Source organism: Halarsenatibacter silvermanii (assembly GCF_900103135.1).
Taxonomy (GTDB): Bacteria; Bacillota; Halanaerobiia; order Halanaerobiales; family Halarsenatibacteraceae; genus Halarsenatibacter; species Halarsenatibacter silvermanii.
This window is the reverse complement of the sequence record NZ_FNGO01000011.1, coordinates 71,226-83,048: the sequence shown is the minus strand read 5'-3', so window position 1 is coordinate 83,048 and position 11,823 is coordinate 71,226. Positions and strand designations below refer to the sequence as shown.

The 11,823-nt window shown below is 40.5% G+C and carries 12 protein-coding genes; 10 read left to right on the top strand and 2 right to left on the bottom strand.

Going from position 1 to position 11,823, the window contains the following annotated elements; translation table 11 throughout:
* The 10 genes from BLT15_RS07470 to lexA form a co-directional block, all read left to right on the top strand.
* The coding region (locus BLT15_RS07470; protein WP_143423038.1) for an FMN-binding protein at positions 1 to 2,291 on the top strand (2,291 nt) is incomplete at its 5' end.
* 22 nt (positions 2,292 to 2,313) lie between these two features.
* Positions 2,314 to 2,907 (top strand): hypothetical protein, encoded by a 594-nt coding sequence (locus tag BLT15_RS07465; RefSeq protein ID WP_089760307.1) that lies wholly within the window; start codon positions 2,314 to 2,316, stop codon positions 2,905 to 2,907.
* Complete coding sequence (locus BLT15_RS07460; protein WP_089760305.1) at positions 2,900 to 3,454, top strand: hypothetical protein; 555 nt, start codon at positions 2,900 to 2,902, stop codon at positions 3,452 to 3,454. Before BLT15_RS07465 ends, BLT15_RS07460 begins: the two co-directional genes overlap by 8 nt.
* 397 nt (positions 3,455 to 3,851) lie before the next feature.
* Positions 3,852 to 4,508, top strand: a complete 657-nt coding sequence (locus BLT15_RS07455) for a MotA/TolQ/ExbB proton channel family protein (RefSeq protein WP_234985544.1) — start codon at positions 3,852 to 3,854, stop codon at positions 4,506 to 4,508.
* Positions 4,480 to 4,902, top strand: a complete 423-nt coding sequence (locus tag BLT15_RS07450; RefSeq protein WP_234985543.1) for an ExbD/TolR family protein — start codon at positions 4,480 to 4,482, stop codon at positions 4,900 to 4,902. Before BLT15_RS07455 ends, BLT15_RS07450 begins: the two co-directional genes overlap by 29 nt.
* Before the next feature lie 111 nt (positions 4,903 to 5,013).
* Positions 5,014 to 6,021, top strand: coding sequence for a TonB family protein (locus BLT15_RS07445; RefSeq protein WP_159429861.1), 1,008 nt, complete (start codon positions 5,014 to 5,016; stop codon positions 6,019 to 6,021).
* A gap of 40 nt (positions 6,022 to 6,061) precedes the next feature.
* Positions 6,062 to 8,059: a COG1470 family protein gene (locus BLT15_RS07440; protein WP_089760301.1), complete on the top strand. Its 1,998-nt coding sequence runs from the start codon at positions 6,062 to 6,064 to the stop codon at positions 8,057 to 8,059.
* Positions 8,060 to 8,089: 30 nt separating this feature from the next.
* On the top strand, positions 8,090 to 8,842 hold the full coding sequence (locus BLT15_RS07435; RefSeq protein WP_159429860.1) for an S-layer homology domain-containing protein: 753 nt from the start codon (positions 8,090 to 8,092) through the stop codon (positions 8,840 to 8,842).
* Between the two features lie 15 nt (positions 8,843 to 8,857).
* Positions 8,858 to 9,646 carry a cell wall hydrolase gene (locus tag BLT15_RS07430; RefSeq protein ID WP_089760297.1) on the top strand — a complete coding sequence of 263 codons (789 nt, stop codon included), beginning with the start codon at positions 8,858 to 8,860 and terminating at the stop codon, positions 9,644 to 9,646.
* Positions 9,647 to 9,796: 150 nt separating this feature from the next.
* The gene (lexA, locus tag BLT15_RS07425) at positions 9,797 to 10,417 is read left to right on the top strand and encodes a transcriptional repressor LexA (protein WP_089760295.1); all 621 of its coding nucleotides are present in this window, start codon (positions 9,797 to 9,799) and stop codon (positions 10,415 to 10,417) included.
* 18 nt (positions 10,418 to 10,435) lie between these two features.
* Here the strand turns inward: lexA and BLT15_RS07420 are convergent, their stop codons facing one another.
* Both BLT15_RS07420 and BLT15_RS07415 read right to left on the bottom strand, forming a co-directional pair.
* Positions 10,436 to 11,074: a uracil-DNA glycosylase gene (locus BLT15_RS07420; RefSeq protein ID WP_234985546.1), complete on the bottom strand. Its 639-nt coding sequence runs from the start codon at positions 11,072 to 11,074 to the stop codon at positions 10,436 to 10,438.
* 12 nt (positions 11,075 to 11,086) lie between these two features.
* Positions 11,087 to 11,821 (bottom strand): histidinol-phosphatase, encoded by a 735-nt coding sequence (locus BLT15_RS07415; RefSeq protein WP_089760293.1) that lies wholly within the window; start codon positions 11,819 to 11,821, stop codon positions 11,087 to 11,089.
* Positions 11,822 to 11,823: the final 2 nt, after the last annotated feature.

Genomic DNA, 11,823 nt, shown 5'->3' with positions numbered 1-11,823 from the left:
TTGAAGACCTTATAGACGAAGTATTGGCTACCCAAAGCACCGATGTAGATACTGCATCGGGAGCTACCGGTTCCAGCGAAGGCTTTCTGGCAGCCGTCGATGAAGCTCTAGCTGAACTTGAAGAAGATGTAGATCCCGAAGAAGATCCGGAAGCAATTTATGAACCCGGTGAATATACCGGTATCGGCGAGGGTTATAACGATGACATAGAGGTGGAAGTCACCGTAGATGAAACAGAGATCGCTGCCATCGAAGTTTTAAGTCACGAAGAAACCGAAGACATCGCTGAACCGGCTTTTGCAGATCTGGAGGAAGCTGTATTGTCTGCTCAGGATACCGATGTCGACACCATCTCGGGTGCTACCGGCTCCAGTGAAGGCTATCTGCAGGCAGTCGAAGCTGCTCTGGATGAGGCCAGGCTGGATGAAGCAGAGCCAGTAGAAGAACCGGAGGAAGTGGAAGAAGAACCTGAAGTGACTGAAGAAAGTTCATTTACAGGGGCCGGCGAAGGATATAACGACGAAATCGAAGTCGAGGTGATGGTCGAAGACGGTGAAATCATCGATATTCAGGTCCTCGAACACGAGGAAACTCCTGACATCGCCGAGCCGGCTTTCGAAGACCTAATAGATGATGTCATCGCCGCTCAGAGCACCGATGTTGACACGGTTTCGGGGGCTACTGGTTCCAGCGAGGGCTTTCTGGCAGCAGTTGATAATGCCCTGGCTGAACTCGAAGAGCCCGAAGAACCTGAAGAGGAAGAGGAAGCTTTATTCGAAGCCGGAGAATATACCGGTATCGGCGAGGGTTATAACGATGATATTGAAGTAAATGTCACAGTTAATGAGGTCGAAATTACAAATATTGAAGTTATAAGCCATGGAGACTCTGAAGGACTTGCGGAGTTAGCCTTCAACGAGCTAGAAGATTCTGTGATCTCAGCCCGCAGCACGGATGTAGATACAGCCTCCGGTGCTACCGGCTCCAGTGAAGGCTATCTGCAGGCAGTCGAAGCTGCTCTGGATGAGGCCAGGCTGGATGAAAATAATACTGGAAATCAGGGAAATAACAGCAGCTCAAATACTAATCAGAATAACAATTCCGGCAGCAACAATCCTTCTTCGGAACCTCATTTTGAAATTCAGGATGGAAATTATACAGGAATTGGGGAAGGTTATCGGGATGATATAGAACTTAAGATGATTGTAGAAGAAGGTAAAATAGTTGATCTTGAAGTTATAACTCACGATGACAATCCTGATAAAGCCGATCCAGCTTTTGAAAAATTAAAAGAAAAAGTTATCGAAACCCAGGATTACGATGTAAGTACGGTTTCCGGGGCTACCAGCTCCAGCAGAGGATTCATAGAGGCGCTGGAGGAGGCGATATCTTCTGCTGGAGCTGTTAAAACTCCCCGGGTTGATTACGAAGATGGTCTTTATACCGGTGTCGGCCAGGGTTATAATGACGAAATTGAGCTGGAGGTAAAAATTGAAGGAGGATTTATTTCAGAACTCAATATCATAGAACATTCTGATTCTGATGATCTGGCAGTACCTGCTTTTGAAGATTTGAAAAATAGAGTGTTAGCAGAGCAGAGTCCTGATATAGATATTGTAAGCGGAGCTACAAAATCAAGCGAAGGATTTATTTCTGCTCTTGATGAAGCTTTAACTGCAGCTCATGGTGAAGTCGATATTTTGGCGAAAGATGAAGCAGAAATAGAAGATATATCCTCCGAATTAAAAGACGGATCACACAGAGGTATAGGTGAAGGGTATAGCGATGATGTAGAAATTGAGATAACTGTAGAAGATGGGATTATGAACTCCGTTAGAGTTATAGAACACGGTGACTCTCCTGATATAGCTGAACCGGCTTTTACAAGACTGGCGGAAAAATTTCTGGAGGAACAGAGTCCCGAGCTGGACATTGTTTCGGGAGCTACAGGTTCAAGTCAAGGTTTTATAGAAGCAGCTGGTGAAGCCTGGACTGCTGCCCGTGATTTAAAAACACCTCCTGTGGATTATAATGATGGAACTTATGAAGGAAAAGGAGAAGGATATGAAGATATCGTGCATGTTGAAGTAAAAATAGAAGAGGGAATTATCCAGGAAATCAACGTTCTCGAGCACAGTGAATCTGAGGAACTGGGTGAACAGGCCTTTTTGCTGCTGAAGAATAAAATTCTTGGAGAACAGACCGCTGATGTGGATGTTGTCAGCGGAGCCACTCAATCAAGCCAGGGGTTTTTGGATGCGGTAAATTCGGCATTAAATAGGGCAGAATAAAGAGAGAGGGTGATATAACTTTATGGATAGATTTAATAATATGTTTGAACAGGTTTTAATTCTGGGTATCTTAATTCTTTTAGGCGGAAGCAGAAATCTGCAGACTGCGGTATATTTAGCTGCTTCCCTAATAATAATATCTTTGATTTTAAGAGGCTTTTCCAGTTTGTTAAATAGAGACAAACTGGCTGGCGCTCACTGGGTTCTGTTTCTGGCACTGGGAATATCCCTGTCATATTCAGCCTATTTGATTTCAGCTGTAATGTATCCGGAAATTTATCAGTACAGCGGCATGTATATCCTGTTGATAGGTGTGACCCCCTTAACTTATTATGGCTGCAAAACAGAAGTAAGTATGGGAGGGCTCTGGAAGAGGCTCAATATCTTTTTCATATCCATTGTTCTGGTAAGCTTCTTTAGAGAATTGCTGGGTTTTGGATCGGTGCTGGGCAGGTCATTTTTCGAAGTGGGATTTGCGCCTCTGGGTTCTTTTGAAGGAACACCTGGAGCATTTATTATTCTGGGGACATTATGGTTGATAGTAAGAAAACTTCTCTCTGTAAATATAATTAGCGATACGATATTTGAACTCGAGGAGGGAGCTCAAAGTGAGTGAACTGTTTGGAATTTTTCTGGAAAATATAATACCTCAAAATATAATATTTGCTTATTTTTTAGGAGTACTGATATCCCTGGTTGAAACAGCAGGAGTGAGGCGTTCATTAATTAAAGGCGTAAAATTTTCACTGGGTTTGTTTTTTGCCGCTATTGTAGGAACTATTATTGCTGCTTCACTACCTCTGGAATTGGAGTTTGCTCACGGCTGGATCTTTCTGCTGACTGCCCTGGGAGCCGTCTTCGTATTGCAGAAGACAGGGGAATTTCAGGGTGAGTTTTTAGGAGTCCCCAGATTTTTCCTGATGCTGGCCCCGCTGGTTGGTCTTCAATATATTCTGGTTGACAGAGGCCTGAGTGTGGATGTTATGTTGATAACAGCTCTGGCAAATTCAATAGGTTTTTACTTTGGTTTTATACTCATAGGCACTATCAAAGAACAGGTGAGAATTTCTGAAGCCGATGAAATATATAAATATGTACCCACTCTTTTGATAAGCCTGGGCGTTTTAGGGATGATTATCAAGGGTTTTGCATTCCTGTACTGAAAACTCGGTTGATAGATATCTTATAAGATCACTATCATGATAATAATGGCTGGAAGATATAACATTTCATGAACGCAGCTTTGTATCTTACAGTTCCAATATATAAATATTGACTCAAAATTCTTCATAATTCATTTAAATACTTTTAAACTTAGGCAGCCCTGCGCTGCCAAATTTTTTGTTAAAATCTTGTTATTATATATCTTTCTATATATAGAACTTTTGTATGACTAAAAAAAGAGGAATTGAAGCCTTTTTGTAGAAGTTTAATTAATGTGTAAATAGACTGATGATCGCAATCTTTTTGGCAGGACACTCATTGAGAATGTTTTGAACCAGCTCTGAAAGTTCGACAGATAAAATCGATAATTCATTTTGGGAAAAGGAGTGATCAAACTTGCAGGAAATTTGGAATGTATTATCACTGGGAGGCCCAACAGCTATACCTCTGATGATCGCATCTATTTTTAGCCTGGCAGTTATTATAGAAAAAACAATTTTTTTCGCCAAAAATAAACAGGACAACAAAAATTTAATCAGAAAAGTAGAAATGATGATCGATGAAGGAGATACGATGTCAGCTTATAACCAGTTGAAAGGTAAAAAGGGGCCAAATGTTAAACTTTTATCGACAGCTTTATCGAACCTTGATGAAGATTCTGAGAGAATAAGAGAAGCTTTACAGGTAACAGGTCAAAATGAGATAAGAAAAATGGAAAAACATCTGACCATACTCGATGTAATAGCTATGATAGCCCCACTGCTTGGTCTTCTGGGAACTGTGCTGGGAATTATAAGCAGCTTTAATATTCTGGGAGGTGCTGCCGGAATAGGCGATCCCACTCAGATCAGCGCTGGAATAGCATCAGCTTTAATCAGTACGGCCATAGGGTTAATAATTGCTATACCTACAGCTATTTTTTATTCTTATTTTTCTAAAATAGTCGATAGAAGAGCTCATCAGCTCAATCAGAGTATTGTCGAGATAATGGATGTAGTTGATGGCAACGACAGAGGTGAAAAGTATGAAGAAAATGTTAAAAACATCTCATGACAACAAAAGCTCTATAAATATACTTCCTCTGATCGATGTGATCTTTTTTCTGCTGGTCTTTTTCATGCTCTTTACCACTTTCAGGGCATCACCTGAAGGGCTGGATTTACAGCTTCCGAGCGCGGAAACCGTCGTTGAACAGCCTCAGGAAAATATAGTTGTAAATATCGACGAACAGGGACAGTATTCTCTGGAAGGAGATATCATGTCCCTGGATGAAATAAGAGCTGAAGTAAGAAATACAGCCCTGGAAGATGGAGAGATAAAAGAAGATTTAGTCGTTGTTATAAATGCTGATGAAAATGTAAGTTATCAATATCTTATACATGTTATGGATGGATTGAGACAGGAAGGCATATATAACCTGGCTCTTGCTGCTGAAAGAGAAATATAATCTGGAGAGATTATTATGAATAAAAAGTTTCCTTTCGATAATTTATACGTGTTTTTGATTATATCGCTAATCATACACTTTTCCTTGTTTTACTTTCTGCCCTGGGGAGGATTGGCTTCAGGTTTAAACCCGGACGGAGTAGACAGGGTTGATTTTGAATTTATACAGTTTGTTGATTTTGAAAATTTACCTGAGGATAGACCTGTCGAAGAAGAAAGGTTGTATGCTGAAGAACATGTAGAGGAACAACAATCAGAAGATCAAGAAGAAACCGAAGAGGATGTCTCTGAAGAAGACTCAGAGACCGAAGAAGAGTCGGAGGTTGAAGAGGCTGAAGAAACTCAGGAAATCGAGCCAGATGAAAGCGAAGAAGTTTCTGATGTTGAGACTGCTGACGAGGAGATAAGTGAAGATGTTATGGAAGCTGAGGCAGAAGATACAGAAGCAATAGCTGAGCATGAAGAAACTGAGACAGATTCTGAGATAGAAGAAGTCGAAGAAAGTCCGACAGAAGCAGAGGCGGATGAGCAGGCTTTTGAGGAAGAGACCGAAGCTGAAGAAGTCGGCGAAGTCGATGAAGAAGTTTTAACTGCTGAAGAATCTGAAAGAGAAATTGAAGAGCAGATCGAGACAGCTGAAGAAATAGATGATGAAGAATCTGCTGAAGCCGCCCGGGAAGAACCCGAACAGGAAGAAGAAATTACAGAAGAGATATCTACAGCTGATCAAGAATCAGAGCAGGAAACAGAAACATCTATTGAGGAAGAATCAGATCTATCAGAAGAGGAAGTCGAAGAAGAAGTGCCTCCTGCTGCTGGCGAACTGGTATTGGATTCTCAACTCCCTGTTTATCCAAAATACTCGGTTGGTCCAGGCGAGACTGGAGAGGTAGTAATATCGGCTGAAATTAATCAGGCTGGAGATATTGAAGAAATATCCGTCTATGAATCTTCAGGCATTGAGGCTATGGACAGGAATGCTTTGAACACAATAGAACATGGATGGAATTTTAAATCATATGCCAGCGCTTATACCATGGATATTTTAATTGATTTCTCTCTGGACGAATATGGAAATCCAGATATTAATTATGAATTAGTTGAAATTCAATTTGAATAATGAACTATTTTAGCAATACAATTTCAGAGGTGGTCAGCAAATGATTGACAAAAATAATCTGCTGAATACAGTTTTTTTAGCTGCGGTAATCAGTATTATCTGTCTCTCTGCCGCCCCGGTCCCGATGCAGGCGGAGTCAGATATAAACGAAAGAATCGATGAGCATGGCAATCTGAGAATTTATAACGATTTTATTTCCGTGGTTATCAACACCGAGGAAAATGCCCGGGGAAGATTTGCAGTAGAAACCACAGGCGGAGATCCCGGCAGAGATGATGATGAAAACATGCCTCTGATTTATGGAAGACCAATTCCCTGGACTTCATTTACCACTGTAAGAATCGACGGTGTAAACTACAGCTTTGGCGGAGAAACTGAGAGGAGAGCCGGTCAAAACACTAATTTTGGCGAAAAAATCAGACCTCCTGAGGTGGAGGATGATAAAATAATCACTGAATATCAAATAGAGGATTTGATGGTCACTCAGTATCTGGAAATTGTAAAGAGTACGACAACTGGCCTGCAAGATACAGCTTTAATCGAATATGAAATCACCAACACCGACGATGAACCTCATGAAACCGGTCTGAGAATTATGCTCGATACTATGCTGGGAGAAGTCGATGGATCACCATTTAGAGTTCAGGAAGAAGCAATCGAAACAGATACTAATTTGACGAGCGAGGATTTGCCCAACTTTTATCAGTCCTTTGATTCTCTGACTGATCCCCAGATCACTTCTCAGGGCTCTTTTATCGGCGAAGAAGTAACCCCGCCGGATGATGTCTATATGTCAAACTGGGGAAGTCTTGCTGATGGTGCCTGGGATTTTAATTTTGAACCGGGCAGGGAATTTTTAAGAGAAGGTGAGTATGAAAGAGATAGCGCTATTGCCCTGTACTGGGAGCCTGAAACTATTGAACCCGGTGAGACAGTAAGCTATTCGACAACTTATGGGCTGGGAGGTATCACTAAAGTTCCAGGAATGCTCTCGCTGGGAATCAGCTCTCCCCGAGAATTCGCCTTTACTACAGACACACCAGAACTGCCTATAGTAGCATATGTTGAAAATACCACCGAAATTACCGCAGAGAATGTCAGCATTTCTCTCAATCTGCCTGATTATTTGCAGGTTGAGGAAGCTGAGAGGGAAATAGGCAATCTCGAGGCACAGGATGTGGCACAGGTGAATTTTTATGCATCTCCTGCTGCTGATCAATTACCCAGGAGCAGCAGTTTTGAAGTCGTAGCTGAAGCTGACAATACAGATTCCAATCTTCTGGAAAGGGAGATTGAATTATTGACACCCACAATGGAAGCTGAATTTTTTGCCCCGGAAGAATTCAGAGTGGAAGACGGCAGATTAACTCCCATGCCATATACTATCAAAGCGGTGGTAAGAAATACAGGTGACAGTGCCATAAATAACTTTTCCGGAGAATTGGTTCTTCCTCCCGGAATAGATTTCACCGACAGGGAAAGAAGTCGGCGGAAAAGCAGCTCTGTTAAACCCGGGGAAGATCTTGAGCTAAGATGGAAGGTTAGACCCCATGATATAGAAGGCTATTTTCCCGTCGCTTTAAATTTAGAAGGAGAAGCTGGTTTATCTGATTCAATCCAGGAAGAAATTTATATTCCTTCCACAGAAGCTGAAGTTTACTTTGATTTCAAAACCTCAAGAATTGATAGAGGTATAATAACAGTCGATATCAGAGGGGTCAATCTCGGAGAGGACATAAATGAGATAGAATTTGAACTGGAATTTGATGATGAAAATCTGGAATTTATGCATGCAAGCCGGGGAACATTTTTTGTCAGAGATAACAGGATGATGAGCTGGAGAGGACCCGAGCAATATTCTGAAAACATTTTTGGGTTTCAGGAGGAACTGCCTGACAACGTCGAGGAGGGCGGACTGGCTACTATGCGTTTCAGAATTTTAGAAGATCACCTCGAACTGGAGGAAATCAAGCAGAAATTTGAATTGTTGAATATAAAATTAATTACTGATGGCGATGAAAGAATAGAATTAAGATAAATTACTAAAATGAAACAGGAGGCAATGATAATGAAAAGGGCAGTTTTAATTACATTTCTGGTAACAACACTTATAGCTGTAACCAGCTTTTCTCCTGCTGTAATGGGTTTAGAAATTGAAGATGTGCCGGAAGAACATTGGGCCTACGAAAGCGTGGAAAAATTGATAGAAAGAGGTTATATGAGTCTCTATGATGATGATACTTTTGCAGGCACAAATCGGGTTTCAAGATTTGAACTGGCAGAAGTTTTAGCTCAAATGCTGGAAGACCTGGACGAAGGTCATCTGGAGATGGAAGAAGATGACTTAGATTTGCTCAGAGAGCTCTCAGTCGAATTCAGGGATGAACTGGTTGATCTGGCAGATGAAATGGATTTATTTCAGGAGAGAATGGAAGAATTAGAACAGGAAACATTAATTCAGGGCGAAGATATAGCTGAAGTTCATGATGATACTGCGGCTCTTCAGAATGAAGTAGATGAAATTATAGATGAAATCGCAGAATTAAGGGCCAGACAGGATGAACTGGATAATCTGGAAGATAGAGTGCATGAGCTGGAAGAAACAATAGATATTGAAGACCCGGTCGACATTCCTGAGGAGCCGGAAGATATAGAGATGTATGAAGAAAGAATAGAAAACTTAGAACAGCGTCTTACCGCCCTTGAAGAAAGAGAAGAAGAAAGACAGGAACGAATAGAAGAAATAGAAAGCGGACAGAGCGATCATATGCTTTACATAGGTGCAGTAGGCGTAATTTCTTTGATTTCAATTTTACAGTGATTGAGGGATAACACAATGGATGATAAATCATTGATTGAAAGACAGTCTGACAAAAATAACTATAAGATCAATAACTATAAAATCAAAACAAAAATTATTACTATAATTATCCTGATTGTTTTTTTCATTATTTCCACCAGCGGCATATTTTTGTTACCTGATTTGAATAACAATAACACTGTTCACGCTTCCGATTTTGATGGCGAGGACGTTCTCAAGGGAGTTGGAGTGGCAGTATTAATTTTAACAGCCACTCAATACTTTTTTGGCAGTGATGAAAAAGAAGATGAAGATATTGAAGATCCGCATAGGGATGATGAAGAAATTTACAGAGTTGACAGGGAAGATGACAGAGAAATAGTATCTGAAGAAGCTCCCATGGATTTAATATACGACGATGATAGAAGAAGCGAAATCAGAAGTACAATGAGAGACAAAAGCATCGATGAAAGCGACATAAATAAACTGGCTCAGCTGGTTCATGGTGAAGCCAGAGGTGAACCATTCATTGGTCAGATTGCTGTTGCTGCAGTAGTATTAAACAGATTGGAGGCTGCGAACTTTCCCGATAGTATACCAGACATTATATATCAATCAGAACAGTTTACAGCTGTTACAGATGGTCAGTACTTTCAGGACCCTGAAACTCTTGCTTACCTGGCCGTTTTTGAAGCCCTGGAAGGTAATGATCCCAGTCAGGGAGCCCGTTATTTCTACAATCCAAAAACAGCCGATAATCTGGATTGGTTTCGCACACTTGAAAAGACAGCAGAGATAGGCAACCATGTTTTTGCGATCAAATAATTAATTTCGGATTTATTGGTAGATAAGAGTTCAAAAAATACTTTTGCGTAAAATACAAATTTTACGCAAAAAGATCTCAAAAATTCATTCTCTTTTTCAGCCGATCTTATCTGAGTTAATTCAAATACCACTAAGGAGGTATAATTCAAATTGGAAAACTTAAGTAACAGGCAGAAAACAATATTAAATTATATCAAAAAAGAAATAGCAGCCAAGGGGTATCCTCCTTCTGTACGTGAGATCGGCAGGGCTGTCGGATTAAAATCCCCTGCTTCTGTTCACAGTCATCTAAAAACTCTTGAAGAAAAAGGATATATCCGCAGAGATCCGGAAAAACCGCGCGCTATCGAAGTTTTAAGTGAATTAAATGAGGATAAAGAAAGCAGTGAAATAATTGAAGTTCCTATCGTAGGCAGAGTGAAAGCTGGAACTCCAATTCTGTCGGAGGAAAACATCGAGGATTTCTTCCCTATTCCGCTTAATTTTTTCAGCCCGGGTAACAGCGATATATTTATGCTGCAGGTTCAGGGGGACAGCATGATCGAGGCAGGTATCAATGACGGTGATTATGTCATTGCAAAAAAACAGGATGTCGCCAAAAATGGCGACATCGTGATAGCTTTACTCGAAGATGAAACAACTGTTAAAAGATATTATCAAGAAGATAACACAATTAAGCTGCAGCCCGAAAATCCCGCCTATAGTCCGATCAAAAACCGAAATATATCTATTTTGGGCAAGGTAATTGGGCTTTTTCGCAATATAAGATAGAATTGAAGTCTTATTATTTTAAAAGCCGCAGTCATAAAGCTCTTCTATTCTTTCACTGGCTTTTTTCAAAACCTTAAAGTCTCTTCTAACATCTTCTTCGGCCCCTCTATTTCTAAAAATATAAGCCGGATGAAAAGTCGGTAAAAAGAAAAGCTCTCCTCTTTCTATCCATTCTCCTCTTTTGCTGGTTATAGAAAGGCCATCTTCGACCAGATAATTTAAGGCAGTGGAGCCCAGCGGCATAATTACTTTAGGCTCCACTATCTCAATTTCTGCTTTTAAAATGGGCGAACAGGCCTCCATCTCGTCATTTTTGGGCGCTCTGTTATCAGGCGGTCGGCATTTTACTATGTTACTGATATAGAGATCTTCTCTTTTCAACCCTACATCTTTCATAATATCGTTTAAAAGCTGACCTGCCCGACCTACAAATGGTCTACCCTTTTCATCTTCATCAGCGCCCGGCCCTTCTCCAATTAGCATGATTCTATTTTCCAGGCTTCCTTCTCCCATTACTACCTGGGTACATTGTTCTCTCAAATGACAGCGCTGACATTCTCTGGCTTCTGATTTTAACTTTTCATAACTATTATTTGGATAGGTAATCAGCTGATTTTTTCTTATTTTGCCCTCTTTCGTGAAGAAAATCCTTATCACCTCAGACAAATATTACAAAATTTTCAAGATGTTATCTACAAACTCAAAGTTCTCTCCCGTTCTTTCAGGGGCATGAGCATCAGAACTGTAAACCATCCTAACTCCATAATTATCCGCCTGCTTTAATATGTCAAGAGCAGGAAATAATTCGCCGATCGGTTTGTTTAAGCCATTCGTGTTTATCTCCAGAGCTGTATCGGTGTCAGTTAAAGCTTTAAGGACAGGATCAACCATATCTAAAATCTCTCTGCGATCATCTATACTATAATCGAATATTTTCAGCAGCTCCAGATGGCCAACTATATCGAACAAATCGCTTTCCACAGATTTTTTTACTATATTAAAGTATTCTTGATAGGTGTTTTCAAGCTGCCTGTAAGAAAGCTCCTCGAATTTGAATTTATATTCAGGATTGTCAAATTCCCAGCCATTTATTTGATGGACCGAACCGATGCTGTATTCCAGCGGATAATCATGTAATATCTCCTCTATTTCGCCCTCCCTCCCGGGAATATATTCGAATTCGATACCTATATTGATTTCTAATTCATATTTTTCTTTGACATGATACATATTATCAAAGTCAAAATCTTCGATGAACCAATCATGATCGGTAAAACCTATACCCCGCAGGCCTTTTTCTCGGGCAAAATCAACATACTTTTTTAGAATTTCTTTATTCTGGCAGGGCCGAAGATCTTTTTCTCCATGAGCATAAGGGTGAGTATGCCAGTCTACAAATGACATTT